At 41.8% G+C, this 21,276-nt stretch carries 19 protein-coding genes; 13 read left to right on the top strand and 6 right to left on the bottom strand.

The genetic code is table 11. From position 1 onward, the window contains the following. The 6 genes from kdpA to DSBG_RS17725 all read left to right on the top strand — a co-directional run. A partial coding sequence (gene kdpA, locus DSBG_RS17700) for a potassium-transporting ATPase subunit KdpA (protein ID WP_068965732.1) occupies positions 1-1,290 on the top strand: 1,290 nt, incomplete at its 5' end. A gap of 12 nt (positions 1,291-1,302) precedes the next feature. After that, complete coding sequence (gene kdpB / locus DSBG_RS17705) at positions 1,303-3,333, top strand: potassium-transporting ATPase subunit KdpB (protein WP_068965736.1); 2,031 nt, start codon at positions 1,303-1,305, stop codon at positions 3,331-3,333. A gap of 22 nt (positions 3,334-3,355) precedes the next feature. Then, complete coding sequence (gene kdpC, locus DSBG_RS17710) at positions 3,356-3,937, top strand: potassium-transporting ATPase subunit KdpC (protein ID WP_068965738.1); 582 nt, start codon at positions 3,356-3,358, stop codon at positions 3,935-3,937. Positions 3,938-3,947: 10 nt separating this feature from the next. Further along, entirely contained in the window at positions 3,948-6,680 is a 2,733-nt protein-coding gene (locus tag DSBG_RS17715; RefSeq protein ID WP_068965740.1) for a sensor histidine kinase, read from the top strand. Between the two features lies 1 nt (position 6,681). Further along, entirely contained in the window at positions 6,682-7,365 is a 684-nt protein-coding gene (locus DSBG_RS17720) for a response regulator (protein ID WP_083236948.1), read from the top strand. A 386-nt stretch (positions 7,366-7,751) separates the two neighbouring features. Next, positions 7,752-9,677, top strand: a complete 1,926-nt coding sequence (locus DSBG_RS17725; protein WP_068965742.1) for an APC family permease — start codon at positions 7,752-7,754, stop codon at positions 9,675-9,677. 172 nt (positions 9,678-9,849) lie between these two features. On the opposite strand, the gene DSBG_RS17730 is transcribed toward DSBG_RS17725, so the two are convergent. From DSBG_RS17730 to DSBG_RS17745, 4 genes are read right to left on the bottom strand one after another with little or no spacing between them, the layout of a single operon-like run. Continuing rightward, entirely contained in the window at positions 9,850-10,314 is a 465-nt protein-coding gene (locus tag DSBG_RS17730) for a MarR family winged helix-turn-helix transcriptional regulator (RefSeq protein ID WP_068965744.1), read from the bottom strand. Between the two features lie 10 nt (positions 10,315-10,324). Beyond that, positions 10,325-11,890 carry a DHA2 family efflux MFS transporter permease subunit gene (locus DSBG_RS17735; protein ID WP_068965745.1) on the bottom strand — a complete coding sequence of 522 codons (1,566 nt, stop codon included), beginning with the start codon at positions 11,888-11,890 and terminating at the stop codon, positions 10,325-10,327. An 11-nt stretch (positions 11,891-11,901) separates the two neighbouring features. Further along, on the bottom strand, positions 11,902-12,555 hold the full coding sequence (locus tag DSBG_RS17740; protein ID WP_068965747.1) for an HlyD family secretion protein: 654 nt from the start codon (positions 12,553-12,555) through the stop codon (positions 11,902-11,904). Positions 12,556-12,582: 27 nt separating this feature from the next. Next, complete coding sequence (locus DSBG_RS17745) at positions 12,583-13,557, bottom strand: HlyD family secretion protein (protein ID WP_068965749.1); 975 nt, start codon at positions 13,555-13,557, stop codon at positions 12,583-12,585. 222 nt (positions 13,558-13,779) lie between these two features. Here DSBG_RS17745 and DSBG_RS17750 point away from each other — a divergent pair, with 222 nt between their 5' ends. After that, positions 13,780-15,033, top strand: a complete 1,254-nt coding sequence (locus DSBG_RS17750; RefSeq protein WP_068965751.1) for a DNA polymerase Y family protein — start codon at positions 13,780-13,782, stop codon at positions 15,031-15,033. Positions 15,034-15,212: 179 nt separating this feature from the next. Here DSBG_RS17750 and DSBG_RS17755 read toward each other — a convergent pair whose 3' ends face one another. Beyond that, positions 15,213-16,118, bottom strand: coding sequence for a metallophosphoesterase (locus DSBG_RS17755; RefSeq protein ID WP_068965753.1), 906 nt, complete (start codon positions 16,116-16,118; stop codon positions 15,213-15,215). A gap of 214 nt (positions 16,119-16,332) precedes the next feature. Continuing rightward, positions 16,333-17,331 (bottom strand): tyrosine-type recombinase/integrase, encoded by a 999-nt coding sequence (locus DSBG_RS17760; protein ID WP_068965755.1) that lies wholly within the window; start codon positions 17,329-17,331, stop codon positions 16,333-16,335. Positions 17,332-17,634: 303 nt separating this feature from the next. Between DSBG_RS17760 and DSBG_RS24235 the strand changes: the two genes are divergently transcribed. The 6 genes from DSBG_RS24235 to DSBG_RS17785 all read left to right on the top strand — a co-directional run bounded on the left by DSBG_RS24235 (position 17,635) and on the right by DSBG_RS17785 (position 21,157). Further along, entirely contained in the window at positions 17,635-17,808 is a 174-nt protein-coding gene (locus DSBG_RS24235) for a hypothetical protein (protein WP_348980985.1), read from the top strand. After that, entirely contained in the window at positions 17,808-18,080 is a 273-nt protein-coding gene (locus DSBG_RS24240; protein WP_348980986.1) for a hypothetical protein, read from the top strand. The genes DSBG_RS24235 and DSBG_RS24240 overlap by 1 nt, the downstream gene beginning before the upstream one ends. Positions 18,081-18,408: 328 nt before the next feature. Further along, positions 18,409-18,771, top strand: coding sequence for a TfoX/Sxy family protein (locus tag DSBG_RS17770; RefSeq protein ID WP_068965757.1), 363 nt, complete (start codon positions 18,409-18,411; stop codon positions 18,769-18,771). Between the two features lie 106 nt (positions 18,772-18,877). Beyond that, positions 18,878-19,291 (top strand): thioredoxin family protein, encoded by a 414-nt coding sequence (locus DSBG_RS17775; RefSeq protein ID WP_068965759.1) that lies wholly within the window; start codon positions 18,878-18,880, stop codon positions 19,289-19,291. A gap of 2 nt (positions 19,292-19,293) precedes the next feature. After that, positions 19,294-19,689, top strand: a complete 396-nt coding sequence (locus DSBG_RS17780) for a MauE/DoxX family redox-associated membrane protein (protein ID WP_242877721.1) — start codon at positions 19,294-19,296, stop codon at positions 19,687-19,689. 208 nt (positions 19,690-19,897) lie between these two features. Further along, a complete protein-coding gene (locus DSBG_RS17785) occupies positions 19,898-21,157 on the top strand; it encodes a diaminopimelate decarboxylase family protein (RefSeq protein WP_068965763.1) in 1,260 nt (419 codons plus the stop codon). Positions 21,158-21,276: the final 119 nt, after the last annotated feature.

Here is a 21,276-nt window from a genome sequence, read left to right on the forward strand (position 1 = left end):
CAAAATTTTGTTTCTGCAGCTACCGGGATGGTTGTGGTGGTTGCCCTGATTCGTGGCTTAACCCGTCATCAGGCAAAGTCAATCGGTAACTTTTGGGTAGACTTGACCAGATCGGTTCTCCGCATCTTACTTCCTTTATCAATTATTGGTGCCTTGGTGCTTGCTTCTCAAGGGGTGATTCAGAATCTGTCTTCCTATTTATCGCTGCACACTTTGGAAGGTGCTAAACAGACAATCGCCATGGGGCCTGTTGCTTCTCAAGAAGCTATAAAAATGTTCGGTACTAATGGTGGCGGATTTTTCAATGCTAACTCAGCCCATCCATTTGAAAATCCAACACCGTTCACCAACTTTTTGGAAATGTTATTTATCCTACTCATTCCCGCAGGTTTGACCTTTATGTATGGGAAAATGGTAAAAGACTCTAAACAAGGTAAGGTTATTCTTGTGGCAATGATGGTACTGTTCGTCGTCATGCTGGGAACGATTTATAGTTCTGAATTAGCGGGTAATCCTTTAATCAGTAAACTTGGCATTAGCGGTTCAACCATCATGGAGGGGAAAGAAGTCAGGTTTGGTGTTGCTAACTCTGCCTTGTTTGCTACCATTACCACTGCAGCTTCCTGTGGAGCAGTCAATGCAATGCATGACAGTCTTACACCGTTAGGCGGACTCGTGCCGCTGCTCCAGATTATGCTTGGCGAAGTCGTGTTTGGCGGCGTGGGAGCGGGATTATACGGAATATTGATGTTTGTAATTCTTACCGTCTTTATTGTTGGCCTAATGGTGGGGCGAACTCCAGAATATCTAGGGAAAAAGATTGAGTCATTTGAAATGAAAATGGCAATCTTAGCTGTGCTTATCCCAGCGGCCACCATTTTATTGGGTAGTGCTCTTGCCATAGTTATTCCGGCGGGTACTTCTTCTATAGCCAATCCCGGCCCCCATGGTCTAAGCGAGATTCTCTATGCCTTTGCATCTGCTGGGGGTAATAATGGGAGCGCCTTTGCTGGGCTAAATGTTAATACAGTCTTCTACAATGTGGCTATCGGTTTATCCATTCTCATCGGGCGTTTCGGAGTTATTCTGCCTGCTTTAGCTATTGCCGGCAGCATGGTAACAAAGAAAACGACACCAGCAGGGGCAGGTACTTTTCAAACAACGGGTGGGTTATTTGCAGGCCTTTTAGCAGGCGTGGTATTAGTCGTTGGAGCCTTAACCTTTTTTCCTGCCTTGGCATTGGGACCGATCATAGAGCAGTTATTGATGCAAGCAGGACACATATTTTAAGGAGGAACGAATATGAGTGACTCTTCGGGCTTCAATCGCGCTATATTTTCTGCAGCGGTTAAAGAATCGTTTAAGAAACTAAATCCAAAAGTCCAATGGACTAATCCTGTAATGTTTGTGGTGGAGGTACTTGCGGTCTTAACAACTTACTTCACCATCCGAGATATAGGCGCCCATTATATGAAAAATTTTTGGTTCGATGGTCAAATTGCTTTCTGGCTATGGATCACGGTTATCTTCGCTAACTTCGCCGAATCTCTTGCTGAGGGAAGGGGTAAGGCACAAGCAGTTGCTCTCCGCAAAACTCGCAGTGAGACAACAGCCAAAAAGCTTTCCGGCGAAAAAACAGAGAGCATTTCAGCGTCCCAACTGCGCAAAGGGGATATAGTTTTTGTGGAGGTAGGAGACATCATTCCCGGTGACGGTGAAGTGATTGAGGGGATTGCTTCCGTTGACGAAAGTGCCGTTACTGGGGAATCTGCACCAGTGATTCGGGAATCAGGTGGTGATCGAAGTTCGGTAACTGGTGGTACAAAGGTGCTCTCCGACTGGCTTAAAGTCAGCATTACGGCCAATCCAGGGGAAACGTTTCTAGACCGGATGATTAACTTAGTCGAAGGTGCCAAACGTAAGAAAACTCCCAATGAAATCGCGCTTAACATTCTTTTGCTTGGTTTAACCATTATTTTTTTACTGGCAGTGGTAACCTTAGAGCCCTTTGCCATCTACTCAGGGGCTACATTATCGATACCCGTTTTAGCCGCGCTAATGGTTTGTCTTATTCCAACCACCATCGGAGGTTTGCTTAGTGCCATTGGTATTGCTGGCATGGATCGTCTGTTAAAACGAAATGTTCTGGCAATGTCTGGTCGGGCTGTGGAAGCGGCTGGGGATGTTGGCGTACTCCTTTTGGACAAGACCGGCACAATTACCCTTGGAAATAGAATGGCTACCGAGTTTGTATCCGGCCCTGGTATTTCACCGGAGAAGCTGGCTGACGCCGCGCAATTGTCTTCCCTGGCGGACGAAACTCCTGAAGGACGGAGTATCGTTGTTTTGGCCAAGGAAAAGTTTAACTTGCGAGAGCGGGATATTAATAGCATTGGAGCCAAATTCATCCCGTTCAGTGCCCACACTCGAATGAGCGGCGTAGATTTTCAAGGTCGGGAAATCCGTAAAGGGGCAATGGATTCTATTGAACAGTATTTACAGGATAACGGTGGGCAAATGGCCCCTGAGGTTAAGTCTGCAGTGGAGGATATTGCTAAAAAAGGCGGAACTCCCTTAGTTGTGGCCGAAAAAGACCAAGCTTTAGGGGTCATCTACCTTAAAGACGTTGTTAAGGGTGGGATTCGCGAAAGGTTCGCCCAACTGCGCCGGATGGGTATTAAAACTGTGACGATTACAGGAGATAACCCCTTAACAGCTGCTGCTATTGCTGCTGAAGCGGGAGTCGATGATTTCTTAGCCGAGGCCACACCGGAAGCGAAGTTAAAACTCATTCGTGAATATCAGTCCAAAGGCAATTTGGTCGCTATGACCGGAGATGGTACCAACGATGCTCCAGCCTTGGCCCAATCTGACGTGGGCGTGGCTATGAATAGTGGGACACAGGCTGCCAAGGAAGCGGGCAATATGGTCGATCTGGACAGTAATCCCACGAAGCTTATTGAAATCGTCGAAATCGGCAAGCAACTCTTGATGACAAGAGGGGCGCTGACGACGTTTAGCATCGCGAATGATGTTGCGAAATACTTTGCAATTATTCCGGCTTTGTTTATTGCGACTTATCCTCAACTTGGCCTTTTAAACATCATGGGGTTAGCCACAGCCCAAAGTGCCATCCTATCGGCAGTTATCTTTAATGCATTAATTATCGTCGCACTAGTTCCATTAGCCTTGCGCGGAATCGCCTACCGTCCTTTGGGGGCCGATGTAATTTTACGGCGTAATCTTCTTATTTACGGCTTAGGTGGTTTGATCGCTCCTTTTATCGGTATCAAGGTCATCGACATGCTTTTAGTTCTATTAGGTTTAAGCTAAAATAGAAAGGGTGAGAATTTCGATGCTTAAGACAATGTCCAGGGCCTTGATGTTACTTCTCGTCATGACCTTGTTGACGGGCATAGGCTATCCTCTTTTGATTACAGGCATAGCCCAAGCAATTTTCCCTAAACAGGCCAACGGATCACTCTCGTATCAAGGTGATGAATTAATTGGTTCAGTTCTAATCGGACAAAACTTTAGCGACCCCCGTTATTTTCAGGGACGGCCGTCAGCAGCAGGTACTAACGGATATGATGCTACCAAGTCGGGAGGTTCTAATTTAGGGCCAACAAATAAAGCGTTACTGGATGAAGTAGCGAAACGTGCAGAGCAGGTAAGAATCGATAACGGGCTAACTCCTAATGCTCCCGTTCCCAGTGATTTAGTCACCGCTTCTGCCAGTGGATTAGATCCGGACATTAGTCCGGAAGCAGCCCGTATTCAAGTGGCAAGGATCGCCAAGGCGAGGAATCTCAGCGAGCAAAAGGTCCAATCCCTGGTAGAGCAATATACTGAGGGTAGGGAGTTTGGATTCTTAGGTGAGCCACGAGTCAATGTGCTCAGATTAAATAGGGCATTGGATTCTTTAAAAGCAGGGTGATGTTTAAACAATGATCAATGATAAACGAGCTGATCCAGACGAATTGCTAGCCAGCATTGAGAAGGAGGGCCAAGGAAAACTAACCGTGTTTCTGGGAGCGGCCGCCGGGGTGGGTAAGACTTATGCCATGTTAGAGGCTGCCCGGGAAAGATTGGCCGAAGGTGTGGACGTAGTGGTTGGTTTAGTCGAAACCCATGGCAGAGCCGAAACTGAGGTCATACTTAAGGGTATTCCCGTTATTCCCATAAAAATGCAGGAATATAAGGATAAATCTTTTAAAGAAATGGACTTGGAAGCGCTCTTGGAACATCATCCCCAACTAGCGTTAGTCGATGAATTAGCCCACACCAATATTCCGGGTTCCCGTCATACGAAACGATACCAGGACGTCGAAGAGTTGCTGGCTGCTGGCATTAATGTGTATACCACTTTGAACATCCAACATCTAGAGAGCCTCAATGACGTCGTGGCCCAGATAACTGGCGTAACTGTACGTGAAACAGTGCCTGATCGAGTGCTGGAAATTGCTTCTCAAATTCAGATGGTGGATATTACGCCGGATGAGCTGATTCTAAGGCTCAAAGAAGGTAAAGTTTATGTTCCTGAACAAGCCACTGAGGCTATGAAGAAATTCTTTCGTCCAGGGAACATCAATGCCCTACGGGAAATGTCCTTGCGTTATACGGCCAAACGAGTGGACAGCCAGATGGAGTCCTATATGCGGGTGCATGGCATTGCTGGTCCTTGGCCTTCGGGAGAAAAAGTAATGGTTTGTGTAAGCAGTAGTCGTTTTTCTGCTCGACTAATCCGAACGGCGAAGAGAATGGCAACGCGCCAGAATGCTGAATGGTTGGCTGTCCATGTTGCCTCTCCTGGTCGACTGCCTAAGAGCGAAGCTGAAAAGGACACTATGGCTAAAAACCTGCGTATGGCGGAAAAATTAGGTGCAGAAATTGTTAGTCTTCATGGCGATGACGTTGTGGAAGAGCTGTTAACGGTGGCCCGAAAACGCAACGTTTCTCAAATAATCATTGGTAAGCCAGAACGAACGCGTTTCCAGGAGTTGCTTCATGGCTCTATTGTCGATAACGTAATCCGGAACAGCCATGGCATCAGCATCCACGTTATTTCTGGACAAATGGAAGCAGCAAGCCAAAAGCTTGGAAAGAAAGCCAACGACAGCCGTACATCGATAGGTAACCCAAACCTACCGCCTCGCAAAAAGTATTCCTATACACCGTATATCATGTCTGTTTTGATGATGACGGCTATGACCCTCGTTGTTTCTCCAATTCAGTCATTTCTAGGGCCTATAAATATTTCAATGCTTTATCTTCTGCCTGTTCTCCTCAGCGCAGCTCGCTGGGGTAAGTTGCCGGCTATTGTTACGGCTGGGATGGGTGTTGTCATCTTCGACTTCTTCTTTGTTCCACCTTTCCACACGTTTACAGTGGATGATTTTCGTTATGTTATAAGCTTTGTCATTTTAATGATCGTGGGTTTCGTAACCGGGACTCTGTCTGGTCGACTAAAAAACCAGATTAAATATTCCCGGCATCGTGAGCAGCAGGTTTCTGCCTTATACTCCCTTAGCCGGGACCTTACTGCAGTCGATAGACTAGAGAGGGTCTTGGACAGCATTGCTCGCAAGATTGCGGATACCCTGGATGGTCAGGTTGTTCTGTTATTACCGGATGAAAGAGATAAATTAGTATTAAGCCAAAGTTCGAGTTCTGATCATTTCATGACCGAAAGTGAATTGGCTGTTGCGACTTGGGTCTATGTGAGGGGACTAAAAGCTGGTCAAGGAACTGAAACGTTAGGGTCCGCTAATGCACTTTACTTACCATTAACCACAGAACAGGGAACCCAAGGAGTCTTAGGAATATGTTTCAATAATCAAGCAGAATCGGTTAACCCCGAACAAATTCGCTTTTTAGATGCTTTTGCAGGGCTAGCAGCGCTGGCAATCAATAGGATAAAACTGGCTGATGAAGCAAGACAGGCCCATACCTTAGCAGAGTCCGAACGGTTACGAACAGCATTATTCAATTCTTTATCCCATGATTTGCGAACACCTTTGGCCTCAATTATCGGTGCGGCTACAGGGCTGCTAGAAGACCATGATGCTGTGTATTCTCGAGAAGCTCGGCAGGATTTATTGCAAACGATTCTTCAAGGAGCCGAAAGAATGAATCGGTTTGTCAATAACTTATTAGACATGGCCCGTCTGGAAAGTGGAATGCTCAAACTAAACAAAGATTGGTGTGATATTCAAGATATTATCGGAGTAGCAATTAACCGTTTAGATATAGTTCTTGCCAAACGTTTGCTGGATATTAATATCCCTGCTGGCTTGCCCTTAGTCTATGCTGATTATGTTTTGATTGAACAAGTATTAGTTAACTTACTGGACAATGCAGTCAAGTATTCTGAGCCGGACAGCAAGATAACAATATCAGTCAGGCAAATAGAAATGAAATTGGAGATAGCTGTAGCCAATCGGGGAACACGTATCCCTGAAACCGATTTAAGCAAGGTTTTTGATAAGTTCTATCGGCTCAGTTCTCCACTTCAAGTAAGTGGAACAGGTCTTGGTTTATCGATCTGTAAAGGAATTATTGAAACACATGACGGTGATATTTGGGCCGAGAACAATGAGCTTGGTGGTGTAACGATTATTTTTAATTTACCCATAGATTACGAATTCTCCGGTAAAGTTCCAGTCGAAGGAGGAGATTGACATAGATAAAAAAGGGCAACGAATCTTAATTATCGATGATGAAACCCAAATCCGAAGGTTATTGCGGGTTAGTTTAACCAGTCATGGCTATGAAGTACGAGAAGTGGGAACTGGCCAAGCGGGCTTAAACGAAGTTGCTTTATTAAGCACTGACCTTGTGATTTTAGATTTAGGACTACCTGATATGAGCGGAATAGAAGTGCTTTGCAAAATCAGAGAATGGTCCAAGGTTCCGATCATCATTCTTTCAGTCAAAGAACAGGAGACTGATAAAATTACCGCTCTTGATAATGGTGCCGATGATTATGTAACAAAGCCGTTTGGTATGGGCGAATTACTGGCACGGATGCGGGCAGCCTTACGTCATTCGGTGGGAGTCGAAGAAGAACCGACGTTGAGGTTTGATGATTTATCGATTGATCTGAGTTATCGCCAGGTTAAATTAATGGATGTGGAAGTTAAATTAACTCCCATAGAGTACGAGTTAGTAAAATGCCTGGCAACCAATGCAGGAAAGGTACTAACGCACAAGTTTTTGCTTCGTTCGGTTTGGGGACAAATCTTCGAGAATAACATCCAGTACCTTCGAGTTTACATGGGTCAGATTAGACGTAAGATAGAGCGTGATCCATCTCGTCCTCGCCATATCATTACCGAACCAGGCGTTGGTTATCGATTGTTATAATAACTTACCCTTTCCTCAGCACTAGTAGATGTGGAGGATTTTTTATTATAAAAGGTTTTTTAATTTGTCAAAATATTCTTTTTTATTTAGATTAATCTTTATGTTTTCTTTATGCTTTTGATGTATTTCTTTATACTTTATTTATTACTTTAGAGCTATAATAAGGCATAATTCAGAGAAATATGTTCTCTCTGCAGTTATTTTTACGATAAAAATGGCTTTGTAGCAGTATGGAAGATCGTATCTGTATCAACATTTTTAGTACCCATAATTACTTTCATTGATAAGAATAAATAATCTATTCAGGAAGGAAACTGTATGTGACAGATTGATGAGAGTGGTCATTGCCGTAATGAGATTAAAGATTGAAAGAAGGTTGTTTACATATGGCTCCTGCCAATAGTAAGTTATTTTGGTTAAGGTTTAGAACCTTAATATTTGGACATCCTCTTACCACGCAAAGCGCTGAAAACCATAAAATAGGTATCTTTGGCGGTATTCCCGTCTTTGGTTCTGATGTCATATCTTCTCAAGGTTATGCTCCAGATGCGATATTGTATGTTTTGATTTTAGCAGGAACAGCGGGCTATGCAGCATCGATGAAGGTGACCGGTGCTATCGTGCTATTGCTGTTAAGCATTTTAATGCTGTATCGCCGCACTATACAAAAATATGCCCAAGGTGGAGGCTCTTACACCGTTGCCAATGCTTTCTTAGGAGAAAAAATGGGGTTACTGGCTGGTGCTAGTCTGAGCATTGATTATATTTTAACTGTAGCAGTCAGCGTCAGTTCGGCAGTTGAAAATCTCACCGGAATATTTCGCTGGTTGGAACCAACTCCTCACAAAATATTAGCAGATTGTCTCATTATCGTTTTTATGACCATTGTTAACTTGCGTGGGCTTAAAGAGTCAGCTCGATTATTTGCTCTTCCGGTCTATACCTATATAATCAGTATTTTCGGATTGGTTGGTTTTGGCTTGTTCAAGTATTTTGTGTATGGAATAACTCCCATACCACATTCGCAGGCAATCATTGCAGCAAATACCCAGACTTTAACATTATTTATCTTTCTGAGGGCCATGGCAGCAGGTACTACTGCTTTGACAGGGACAGAAGCCGTCAGCAACGGGGTAACAGCGTTCAAAGCCCCAGCACAGAAAAGAGCCATTAATACATTATTCGTGCTTGGATTTATCGTAGTGGTTGGCCTTGTAGGAATGGTGTTTCTGGCAAGTAAATATCAACTAATTCCTAGTGATGACAATACCATCATAAACCAGTTGGGATTAATAATTTTTGGCAAAACAATTATGTATTATATTTTAATGGCAGGCATCGCAATTATTTTGGTTATTGCCGCGAATACACCCTTCGTAGGTTTACCAATTCTGTTGAGTTTAATGGCGCGCGACGGGTATGCTCCTCGCTATTTCAAAAATCTTGGTGACCGGTTAGTGTATAGCGCAGGAATTTGGACATTGAGCATAATAGGTATACTCTTGATTATTCTTTTTGAGGGAGATACCCATAGTATGCTGCCATTATATGCTATTGGCGTTTTTATCAGCTTTTCCCTCACTGGGTTTGGCTTGGCTAAACATTGCCTTGAGAGTAGACCCAAGGGTTATTTCAAGGATTTGATAATCTTCTTATTCGGCGGACTGATATCTTTTTTGGTGTTTATAATATTCTTGATTACTAAATTTACTGAGGGAGCCTGGTTAGTTGCTATTATCATTCCCTTGCTTATGTTTTTCTTCAATGGTGTATCAAACGTTTACAAGCGCGAAATCAAGCTCATTAAACCAACAAAAGAAGATATCGCAGCATTTAATAAGGAAATTACTAGAATTTCAAATCGTCGTTCCAACGTAGACCTTTCAGAATATAGAAGCAAAGTTGTTGTTCCAGTATTCGATTTGAACAGAATAGTTCTCAAGGCCCTTCAATATGGGTATGAGTTGACTCCACTAATTTCGGCAGTCCACATTGCTTCGGACAAGGAAAGGGCAGAAAAGCTGCAAAAACATTGGAAACAAAACAATATTCAAATAGATCTAGTAGTTGTAGATTCTCCTTATCGAGCTACCGTTCAAGACCTGTTGCAGTACCTAGATACTCTTGAGAAAGACCCGCAATATTCAACAGTCACGATGGTTATACCTGAGTTTGTCCCACCAAAGTTATGGCAGAACTTTTTGCACAACCAGACCGGGCAGTTAATGAAACTGTTACTTTTACTACAAAAGAATATCCTCGTGACCAGCGTGCCGTATCATCCGCTGGTAAATGATTCCTCGAAAGAATAATCCAGGGATCCTAAATAATATAGAATTTTTCCAAGAGGTAATGGGGATTAGAATTAAATTGAAAGAATAAGCTCAAATGAGTTTCTACATTAATAATGATCATAGGTTGCTAGGGAAGGGGTAGCGACAAAAAACACCAGGCTCACATTAAAGTGACCTGGTGTTTTCTATATTATTTAAATCGGCAATGTTCATCTGGTTGGTAGTTTTTCATTACATTATTGAGTTGCTTGAGTCCATAGAGTATTTTTTCAAGATCTTCAGGATCAGTATTCTTAAACAATTCGGCCAAGTAATTTTTGCGAATAGCATTTAACTTTTCCTGTACTGCGGATACTTCTTCCGTAAGCGATATCCTGACGATCCGTCGGTCTTCACTCACCTTTACCTTTTTCACTGCTCCGTGCAACTCAAGTCTATTCACGATACCGCATACAGTGCTCTTTGTTAGGTCAACTCGCTCACTGAGTTCGGTCAGAGTTATCTCCGGGTGATGGTACAGTTCGTGCAGTACCATCAACTGAGGTACAGTGAAGTTATGGCACGCAACTTGAGACAAGATATAATCATGATAAGTTTTGTGGATACTCTTAAACAGATTGGCTATTTCATCTGCGAAGTCTGTAGGGAAATTCATAGGTCACCACCTATTCCATTATTACTTGATGATCCTCAGAAGAGGCTTCGACCACCGGTTTCTGTTTGGGTATTAGCAGCCCTAAGACGACTGTGATCAGGACAATTAAAAAGGTCACAAAAAACGTATCGTCAATGGCTTGCACAAGTGCCTGACGTTGTAAAACACCGTAGATTACTTGAACTGAGACTCCTTGGGCATCTCCAGAATACATACCGCCCTGCATAAATAGACCTTTCACCGCATTCATAAGGTATACACTGCCTGAATTAAACCAATTAACCTTTTCAGCCATCCTATAATAGGTTGTAACCTGCGTGTTGGTCATAAAGGTTGTCAGGATGGTAACCCCTAGAGAATTAGCTACTTGTCTAACCACATTGGATAAAGCCGAAGCCCTAGCAATCAAATGGATTGGCACTGCGTTCATACCTGCAGTGGAAGACGGCATCATGGCCAGTCCAATCCCTACTCCGCGCAGCATATAGATAATCATAATTGTATGAGGGTCTGTACTTAAGGTGATATTGGTCAACTGAAAAGTAGTTATTGCTAAGAGAATTAATCCAGGGAGTACAACAGGCTTAGCCCCGAACTTATCAAAGAGCCTACCGCCAATAGGCATGGTAATGCCGGTGGCAACAGCACTGGGAAACATAAACATACCGGTCTGCAGCGCGGTAAACCCCTGAAGGTTTTGCCAGAAGATTGGCAACAAAAAAACCCCGCCAAACAGCGCAACGCCGATGATACTGGAAATAAGGATACTGAGTGTAAAGGGCCATATTTTCAGCAGACCCAAATCCAGCAGAGGATCGGGGTGGGTAAGCTCATTAACAACGAACAATACCAGGCTGAATGCTCCAACTAGTATTAATAATATATTAGTAAAATCGTTCCAGTCAATAGAACTTTCACCAAATACATAAAGTAAACAGCTAAGTCCTACTGCGGAAGAAAACGCGCCAATCCAGTCAAATCCTTTGGTAGGGCGCTTAGGCAGTTCCCTGAGCAGCAGAATAGCTAGAATTACTCCGACTACTCCTACCGGAATGTTAACCGTGAAGATGAGGCGCCAGTCCAAATACTGCACGATAAATCCGCCCGTGGTCGGCCCGATAGCAGGAGCAGCCATGGCAGCAATCCCCCACACCCCCAAGGCCGTTCCTCTTTCTTCGGGGGGGAACATTTGATAAATCATCGACATCCCAACCGGCATAATCATTCCGCCGCCGAGGGCTTGAATGATGCGGGCGACAATCATGAACGAGTTGCTCGGAGCAAGCCCGCATAAGGCTGACCCCACAGTAAACACGGTCAAGGCCCAAATGTAGAGTTTTTTACTGCCGAAGCGGTCTCCCAGGTATCCCGTCAAAGGAATTACCATCCCCATAGTTAACATATACCCAGTTAACACCCATTTGATACTATCTTCGGTTACGCCGAAAACCGCCATCATCTTAGGAATCGCTATGTTGACAATGCTCGTGTCTAGGATAGCCATAAATGTGCCTACTACGACTACCAGTAAACCTAACCACTTATACAGTCCATCTTCCTGTTTTTCAGGTTTCATAAGCCACCCCGTTATTTAACGTGAATCTTAATCACGGCATTGGTTCCCGGTAACAACTTTACATCGGTTTTAGCTAAGGTTATCTTCACCGGTATTTTTTGCACTACCTTAGTAAAAGTGCCGCCTGTATTCGTAGGCAGAAGGGAGAAAGTAGCCGATGATGCCTGTCCGATAGAATCTACCGTACCCGAAAAGTGTTTGTCTGGAAACTGATCAACGTTAACATCGACTACTTGGCCAGGTTTCAAGCGTTCCAGCTTGGTCTCTTCAATGTTGGCGTTAATGTACAAATGACTAGAGTCAACCATCATAGCCAAGGTTTGTCCAGGGCTTACCACGACACCCAAATAGTTTTGTTTTTTGAGAATTATGCCCGTAATCGGCGCCCTGATGATAGCCATCTCCAGGCTGGAGTCGGGTAAACTTCCCAAGTCCTGCCTACCCAGAATTTGACCCTTTTGCACCATCTGACCTTCGCTAACATTAAATACCAATAATTTTCCAGAGATCTGCGGGGTAACGTTTACCAGATCTCCGGTAACCTGAGCGTCCTCGGTGGAAACATAATTGGTGTTCTCAAACCAATAATACATACCTACTCCCGCTATGGCTAACGCCATTATAATAAGTACTGAGAAAATCAGAACCTTTCGCTTACCATTCATAATCCCTGTCTTCCCCCTCTAAAGCAATTATTTCGTGTTGCTAATACCTATTTCAGCCATCATCCCAGGTTTAATCAAGGACTGGTTATTGTCTAGCGTGACCTTGACTTCTACCTGTTTGCTGTGGAAATCTACTACCGGGCTGATCACAGCAATACTACCTTTGAAACTTTTATCCGGCAGTTCGTCGATCATGATGGAGACCTTCTGACCTTCTTTCAACTGGCTGAGATAATCGGTAGGAACTTTGGCGTTGACGAACAAATTAGTTCCTCCGACGATGGAAAGCAACGTAACGTTAGGGGCAGCCATTTCACCGACGTGGATATTGCGCTGGCTGACGGTACCTGAAACAGGTGCAACGATTGTCCCATTACTCAACTGCACTTGAGCCGACCCTAAAGCGGCCTGGGATTGATTCACCAACGCTTGCAAATTATCAATGGTATTTTGAGATTGTCCTTTATTGAGTAAGGCCAGGTCTGATAGCGCATTCTTGTATGCCGTATCGACAGTGGCAAACTGACCCTGGGCTGCTTCAAGCTGTTGTTTGGGAATACTGCCGGCTTGAAATAACTGGTCATTCCGATCCAAGTTAACCTTGGCATTATCATAATTAACTTTTGCACTATCTACTTTTGCTTGTGCTTGGGCAAGTTGCTCTGGAGCCCCTATCAGAGCTTTATCCAAGTTAGCCTGAGCGGCATCAACCGCAGCTTGGGCTTGTTTGACCTGATCGGCAACATCCTGATTATCTAAATAGATTAGGGGTTGTCCTTGGGTTACCTTATCCCCAACGTCCACAGCAAGTTTAGAGACACGTGCCGAGATTTTTGCTGCTACGTTGGCCTGAGCTTCAGATTCAATTCGACCGGCCATAATGTACATATCCTGGGATTGGTCAGTTGCACTAACTTGTTTACTGTTCTGGTTTACCGGAGTGGTCCCACATCCACTTAGCAGCAGACATAGTGCCACTAAAGTCATGCCAATTTTTCTCATCCCTTAGCCCTCCTAGTGTTATATAAAACTGTTCCTGTACGAACAATATTTTACTTAAAAAAGCAGAAAATGTCTAGACAAAAATTTGGCAGTAAAACAGACACAAAAACTCTCCATCACCCTGATAGGAGAGCTTTTGTTATAATTTGGCGAATGTATTTTCTTTACTAAGAACTTATGTTTTAGTAAAATAGGAACGTATATTCTTAAGGGGGTGAGGCTATGGCTAATCGTATTATCTTCCATATAGACGTAAATTCTGCCTATCTTTCCTGGGAGGCTGTCCACAGAATTCAACACGGAGAAACACTTGATCTAAGGACCGTCCCTTCCGTAGTGGGGGGGAATCCTGAAACACGCCATGGGATTGTTTTGACAAAATCGATTCCTGCCAAAAAATATAAAATACAAACAGGTGAAACTATCTACACTGCCAAAACGAAGTGTCCTGAGTTGATCATCGTGCCACCTAACTATGGTCTATATATGCAATGTAGCCATGCTTTTGGTGATATTCTTCGTGAGTATTCACCTCTAGTTGAGCAGTATTCTATCGATGAGTATTTTATGGATTTCACAAATATGGGAAGGATCTATGCCGAACCCATTGAAACAGCTTACAAAATTAAAGAGCGTATCAAAGAGGAACTTGGGTTTACTGTAAATGTTGGGATCTCTACCAATAAAATCTTAGCCAAGATGGCTAGTGAACTTAAAAAGCCAGATAAAATACATACCATTTTCCCGCATGAGATCGCCGATAAAATGTGGTGTCTCCCCATCGAAGAACTGTTCATGGTAGGGAGAGCGACAGCCCAAAAGTTGCGGAGTAGAACCATTAATACTATTGGGGCTTTAGCTCAAGCAGATCCGAATATGCTAAGGCTTTTTTTGAAAAGTCATGGGGTGTTAGTATGGAACTATGCGAATGGAAACGATACATCGCCCGTAAGAGAAAATCGGAGAATTATGATCAAAGGAATCGGCAATTCAACCACAATTTCATTTGATGTAGAGGATAAGACAACTGCTCATCTGGTCTTACTTTCTCTAACTGAAACGGTAGCAGCAAGACTTCGTCAAGCAGAATACTGCGCTCGTTTAGTTTCGGTTTCCTTAAAGACTAACGAATTCCATTCTTGTTCTCACCAACGCAAGATTAACTCTGCGATAGATTGCACAAATGCTATTCATGAGATAGCTTGCGAACTTTTTGATGAACTGTGGAAAGGGGAGCCCGTTCGGCATCTTGGAGTTCGTGTTTCAGAGTTATGTAGAAATGATTTTACACAACTTTCTCTTTTCGAGAAGGATTTCGCAAAACAGAGAGCTGTTGATCGCACGATCGATTCAATTCGAGAACGATTTGGACCGGATGCAGTTTTTCGCTCATCTTTCCTGAATAGCGGAGTGCGTTTTAGGTCCGGAGGGACAGTCGATGATGAAGAATATCCGATGATGTCGAGTATCCTTTAGCGAGGTTCTGCAACCCGATATTCCGACAAGTGCTGTACTTGTCAAGGCATTGGTGCGGAGAACGTGGCATCATTAAGGCTGTGGTCAGAATCAAGAAAAACACAGATGAAACTGTAGAGATTCTCGCCAGCAACATGGATATAGGTCAAGGTCTGAAAACGACATTCGTAGCAAGCCGTTCATGGGAGACTACTGTTATATTGATAATCTTTTAACTTTCTTGGTCCTGCCAGTACTTCTCTGTCGATATACAAGGTACCATCATCCTTTGTTTTAACATTCCATTTGACCAGTGTAATATCACCATCCGCAATTTCAATTCCCGTTATACTACGAGGATGAACACTACTTCCATCATTAAAATATGGGGGATTGCCTACTTCTGGGAACATGGGTTTATGAGTATGACCTGCAATCAGCATGTGTTTTTCTTGGGTTACCCACTCTGTAAGTTTTCTTTCTACCGCATCTTTTTTATTATAATTTTTGGCCGTACTTGTCGGGTCATTGACGCCAAATAACTCAAGTGGTCTCCAAAAATACCTCACTAGAAATCTTGAGAACCTCCACAATTCATAATCCAAGAAACTGACTTGATGCCCGTGAATTAAAAGGATTTTTTGATTTGTCTTTCTATGCTTTAAAACCAACCCTTCGTGAAGCTGAATATTTTCGAATAACGGGATGTACTTTTTCTCTCGTTCATCAAAGTATTGGTAGAGATTTTTCTTTACATATTTGTCATTTCTTTTAAGCATGTCGTGGTTCCCAAAAATAAAATAAAGTCTACCTTCATTATAATATCTTGAAAGAAGCTCAAATGCATTGTTATGCACGCCTATAATGTCGGAAAGTCTTTTATTCTTCCATAGTTCATCGCCATCACCAATCTCTATATAAATATAATTTTCATTATAGTAATGCTTTAAAGCAGCAAAATACAAATTTTGGTTCTTAGAAAAATCGTCTGCCCAGCCTCCATCCCCCCTATGGACGTCACTCATTAGAATAATCCGAGTGGAGTCGTCAATCGGAATTTCTTCTGCTGATTCAAAGACTTTAGAAATACGTTTTAACTTATTCATCTCTAACCCTCCACGAAACAGATAAATTTTTCCTAAACAATGCAATCTAAGATATTTTTATATCAGCTATCATAAAGCTTTACTAGCAAGAAATCTGTCTTAGTCTTATTTATTAATATATTAGATTTGTTAAAAATAGTGCTTATTGTATCCAATCTTACGTCCAACAAAAAATCACTCGACAACTTAATTGCCGAGTGATATTCAAAATCTCCTATTTAAACTTTATTAATGCAGCCGAACGTTTAAGTTGTTCATCTAAAACCTTAGCATAAATCCTTGTTGTTCTGGGATCGGCATGCCCTAAAGCGTCTTGTACAATTGCAAGGTTATCCGTTTCACGTAATAATAGTGTGGCAAACGTTGATCGCATTTTGTGTGCGCTAAAACCGTCAGTATTATGGCCCAATGTTTTAAGAATCTCCATATATCTGGTAATAAGATTTTGGACAGCTCTTGGGCTTATGCGTTTTCCTTGTATAGAGAGAAATAATGCCTCTGGTTTACCTAGAGCATAACGTGGTCGTTCATTGCCAATATAATCGTTCAAGGCCTCGGCAATTTCGGAATTAAAGTATACAACCGTTTCTTTATCTCCTTTGCGATTCACTTCAAAGCAACCTTTATTAAGATTTGTTGTTGTGAGATTGAGATTACAAAGTTCAGATAAACGCAATCCCGTTCCAATAAACGTAAGAAAAATTGCGTAATTTCGTTTTTCTGTATAAGCTTGATATTTGAGCTGTTCCTTAGATAAACCAGTTCCGTTCTTTAAAACGTCAGTAAGATCAGCAATTTGATTTGGCTCAAGAGCTTTAGGAAGCTTTTGATTGACTTTTATCGGATCCAGTTTGATGGTAATATCTTTCGAAATCATATCCTCACGTAGTAAATATCGATAAAGGGACTTTATGACTGCTTGTTTGCGAGCCAGGGCACGCACTCCATTGTTACGTTCGGTCCTGGCCCAGCTTAAATAGGCTTCTATATCGCGATGCCCAACATTCTCCATATAATACAATGAATTTATGCCTTCAGGCGAAGAGGGGAAGGTAGTCAAGGAATTGCATAGGAACTGAAAAAACAAATTAAGTTCATGGGCATAGGCATATTGAGTATTTCTCGACTTATTAATAACTGCAAGATGATTGATAAAATCTTGTGCAAAATAGGGAAGAGCTCTAGGATTCGCACCACAATTATTGTTTTTCATAAAACCTCCACCCGATATAACCCATAATAAGATTTATGACATCGTCATTATATATTATTATTGTTCCCTTTATCAACTATGCCATAAAGAGCTGTTTTCGTGCATAGATGAACATTACTATTATTGAATTTCGTTACCAAAAGTTAATACCGAAGGACGTAACGAAATGATAGTTTTTGTTACGTCCTTTTTATTCATGACAAATTCACAACTTTTTCATCAGAAGATCAAATCGCAAGGTTACACTAAGGACATAGAGAAGCGAAGCTTTGCATGAAGATTAAATTAGGGGGAAGATCCACAATGAAAAAATTAAGTAATAAAATCACCGCAATCGTAGGAACCGCAACGTTAGCAGTTGGGCTTATGGCTTTACCTGCCCTAGCTGGAACGACTCAGCAACAAGGCACACATGGGTGGGGCAAATGCAAGGCTTCATGCAGCAAATCTTTTCACCAGGTCAACATCAAACCTTAATGAATTCGACGGCCATGCAAAATTTCCATAATTCAGCTGAGATGCAGAATGCCATGAAAACAGGGGATTTTAAAGCGATGCAAGATCTCATGAATTCAGACCCAAATGTTAAGGCTCTAATGGGGAAAGATAACCTTGATAAAATGAACCAATTTATGAGTCAATCAGAGGGAAACATGATGACTAACGGAAGTAGCGCTAATAGTTCTAGAAGGGCTGTTATGAATGGCAGTGGGACAACAAATGCCGGAAGCAATATAATGAATTTCTGACAACTAGTGTGATAATATGAAGGGTCAGGTCGTTTTTAATACGGCCTGGCTTAGTTTTTTTCAGATGATTTTTGTTGTCTTAGAGGAGATGAAGGGTATCGTAACGGGTTGCTGAAATATTATAATGAGCTATATAATGAAGTAATTAAAACAGAATGGAGAAACAATGAAACGAGGCTATTAAGAATATTTGCTCCATGTTCTTAGGGCTTATTGAGATAAACGTATTTGAACTGAGACATATATTTAGGCCTTGGTTAATAAGAGCCCTCCGGGTTGGAATCTGACGGGATGGCTCAACTTATATACGTTAAAATGGAGGAATATCATGACAGTTGGCGAAAGTTACAAAGAATATGTAGTAGACCAACTTGGAAAGTTGGGTTTTATTACAGTTAAAAAGATGTTTGGCGGTGCTGGTCTTTACTATGACGGTTTGATTTTCGGAATACTAGCGAATGACGTCCTATATTTTAAGGTGGATGACTCCAATAGATCAGACTATGAAAGGGTAGGAATGGAACCATTCCAACCCTTTGAGGACAAACCTATGGTAATGCCCTATTACGAAGTTCCTGTTGATGTTTTGGAAAACAGGGAATTATTGGCGGATTGGGCTGTGAAGGCTCTATCTGTATCGAAAAATAAAAACAGTAAACCCAAAAAGCGGAAACTTGCGAAAGGTGGTTAATAGCTTAGGTAAAAGACATTCACAACAGTTGCCGGATCTTTCGAAGATGGGAAAAAGTGTAATGACGCGAAGCGTAAATGATTATTAAACGGGAATGTGGTAAGAAATGAAAAAATTATTTCTCATAATCTTTATTGTGGGGATTTGTTTATCCATTGGCATTTATTTATGGCAGTCACGCACGTTCAAAACAGCTCAGATACCAGATGTTCCACCAAATCAGTTACAACAAATGATAGATAATGGTGAAAGTTTCTATGTCTATTTCTATTCGCCAACCTGTGAAGAGTGTATTAAATCTGAACCCAAGTTGATACAAGCAGTGAAAGAACTTACGATCAAGAATATTGTGAAGGTCGATGTACAAAAATTTGAGTATTTACGCAAAGACCTCCAAATACAAGGAACTCCAACTCTTTATGTATATAGTAACCATAACATAATAAAGGGCATTACCGGAGGACTTAAAACAGTTGAGGAATACAAGGATTTTTTTAGAGAAACAGGTGGGACGAGTTGATTTTGAAGTTATTATTTGCAGGTATATACATATTGGCTGGAGGATCAAAGGTTTTAAATCTGTATCTTTTTAAAGCCACCATTCTGGCATATTACTCCTTTTTGCCGGAGTCACTGGCCTTAATGATCGCCATAGTGTTTCCTTGGTTGGAAATATTGGCTGGATTATCTCTAGTTTTGAATTGGAAAACGAAGCATTCTAGTGGGTTCTTGTTTTTGCTATCCTTGTTTTTCTTTATTCAGATAATCTTAAATTATAGCAATATCCTGCCTTACGGATGTGGATGTTTTGGATTTGGTGGACCGGAAAAAATTAGTTTATACCACGTATTTAGGGATGTTTCCATTATGTTTTTAGCTGGATTTGTCTGCTTAAGAGAATGGAGGAAATCCAGCTAAAAATTTCCATCTTAGCATTGAAAACAAGTTAGAATATAGATTGACATTTATCTAAACGTTGTCGCATAATATAATAACTTGATAATATTAGATGTGTCAGTAATGGGTGGAGCACTATCGCTTAATATTGTAGCAGTTTGGAGTGCACTCTTTAAACTGCTCTTTTTATTATTATTAGAAGAGATTCATTGATGTGGGGGGAACAATAGTGGCAGAAAAAATATTACCTTTTACCAAGGAACAGTTGGAGACAATGATTGAGCAATACGGTTCACCGTTTCATATTTACGATGAAAGGGCTATTCGGGAAAATGCCCGTAAGTTAATTGAAGCTTTCAGTTGGGCACCTGAGTTCAAAGAGTACTTTGCAGTCAAAGCAACACCTAACCCCTATATCCTTAAAATCTTGCGCGAGGAAGGATTCGGAGCAGATTGTAGTTCACTGGCAGAACTTATTTTAGCGGAAAAAGCTCGAATTTTTGACGAGAATATTATGTTTTCTTCCAATAATACGCCTGCTCTCGAATATAAAAAAGCCAAAGAATTAGGCGCAATCATTAATCTCGACGATATAACTCATATCGATTATTTAGAAGAATATATTGGTATGCCAAAAATTATATCGTTTCGCTATAATCCTGGTCGTTTACGCGATGGGGGAAACGCGATCATTGGTAAACCAGCTGACGCTAAATATGGTTTAACAAAGGCTCAAATCTTTGAAGCCTATCAGACTGCCCGAGAAAAAGGGGCAGAGCGCTTTGGTATCCACACGATGATTATATCCAATGAACTTGATTCTAAGTATTTTATTGAGACTGCCATTATGATGTTTAAACTTATAGGTGAGATATACGAGAAGTTAGGGATTAGAATTGAATTCGTCAATTTGGGCGGGGGTATTGGTATTCCTTATCGACCAGAGCAAGAACCGGTTAGTCTGGAGGCTGTAAGTAGAGGGATAAAGAATGCTTATGACAAATTGATTGTAGATAAGGGGTTGGACCCTTTGAAGATCGCAATGGAGAGTGGACGGATGATCTTGGGTCCCTATGGTTATTTAGTTACCAAGGTATTGCATAAGAAAGAAATCTACAAAAATTATGTAGGTTTAGATGCCTGTATGGCCGACTTAATGCGTCCTGGTCTCTATGACGCATATCACCATTTAACAGTGATGGGGAAAGAAGATTGGCCGTGTGATTACATTTACGATGTCACAGGGGGGTTGTGTGAGAACAACGACAAATTTGCAATAGATAGGGCGTTGCCTAGAATAGATATTGATGATATTGCTGTTATCCATGATACTGGAGCACACGGCCATGCTATGGGATTTAACTACAATGGTAAATTACGCTCGGCAGAGTTGCTCCTCAAAATGGACGGTAGTGTTGAAATGATTCGGCGAGCGGAGACGCTTGAAGATCTTTTTGCTACTTTAGATTTTTCTGGGTTAGAGGAATAGTCATTTCAAATGTGTAGTCTAGATCTCGATTTTCTTGAAAAAGCAAAAGGTTATGCTTCTGACTAGTACGAGTAAGGTCCAAAGTGGTCGTTGCACTTTGGGCCTTTACAAATCACTGC

This window comes from Desulfosporosinus cupriresistens (assembly GCF_001707885.1).
In the GTDB taxonomy this organism is placed as follows: domain Bacteria; phylum Bacillota; class Desulfitobacteriia; order Desulfitobacteriales; family Desulfitobacteriaceae; genus Desulfosporosinus.

Excerpts from the sequence above, each read along its gene's own strand:
- kdpC (WP_068965738.1), top strand. The coding sequence starts at position 3,356 with ATGCTTAAGACAATGTCCAGGGCCTTGATGTTACTTCTCGTCATGACC.
- DSBG_RS17730 (WP_068965744.1), bottom strand. The coding sequence starts at position 10,314 with ATGAATTTCCCTACAGACTTCGCAGATGAAATAGCCAATCTGTTTAAG.
- kdpB (WP_068965736.1), top strand. The coding sequence starts at position 1,303 with ATGAGTGACTCTTCGGGCTTCAATCGCGCTATATTTTCTGCAGCGGTT.
- DSBG_RS17745 (WP_068965749.1), bottom strand. The coding sequence starts at position 13,557 with ATGAGAAAAATTGGCATGACTTTAGTGGCACTATGTCTGCTGCTAAGT.
- DSBG_RS17770 (WP_068965757.1), top strand. The coding sequence starts at position 18,409 with ATGACAGTTGGCGAAAGTTACAAAGAATATGTAGTAGACCAACTTGGA.
- DSBG_RS17740 (WP_068965747.1), bottom strand. The coding sequence starts at position 12,555 with ATGAATGGTAAGCGAAAGGTTCTGATTTTCTCAGTACTTATTATAATG.
- DSBG_RS24240 (WP_348980986.1), top strand. The coding sequence starts at position 17,808 with ATGAATTCGACGGCCATGCAAAATTTCCATAATTCAGCTGAGATGCAG.
- DSBG_RS17775 (WP_068965759.1), top strand. The coding sequence starts at position 18,878 with ATGAAAAAATTATTTCTCATAATCTTTATTGTGGGGATTTGTTTATCC.
- DSBG_RS17725 (WP_068965742.1), top strand. The coding sequence starts at position 7,752 with ATGGCTCCTGCCAATAGTAAGTTATTTTGGTTAAGGTTTAGAACCTTA.
- DSBG_RS17715 (WP_068965740.1), top strand. The coding sequence starts at position 3,948 with ATGATCAATGATAAACGAGCTGATCCAGACGAATTGCTAGCCAGCATT.
- DSBG_RS24235 (WP_348980985.1), top strand. The coding sequence starts at position 17,635 with ATGAAAAAATTAAGTAATAAAATCACCGCAATCGTAGGAACCGCAACG.
- DSBG_RS17760 (WP_068965755.1), bottom strand. The coding sequence starts at position 17,331 with ATGAAAAACAATAATTGTGGTGCGAATCCTAGAGCTCTTCCCTATTTT.
- DSBG_RS17750 (WP_068965751.1), top strand. The coding sequence starts at position 13,780 with ATGGCTAATCGTATTATCTTCCATATAGACGTAAATTCTGCCTATCTT.
- DSBG_RS17735 (WP_068965745.1), bottom strand. The coding sequence starts at position 11,890 with ATGAAACCTGAAAAACAGGAAGATGGACTGTATAAGTGGTTAGGTTTA.
- DSBG_RS17755 (WP_068965753.1), bottom strand. The coding sequence starts at position 16,118 with ATGAATAAGTTAAAACGTATTTCTAAAGTCTTTGAATCAGCAGAAGAA.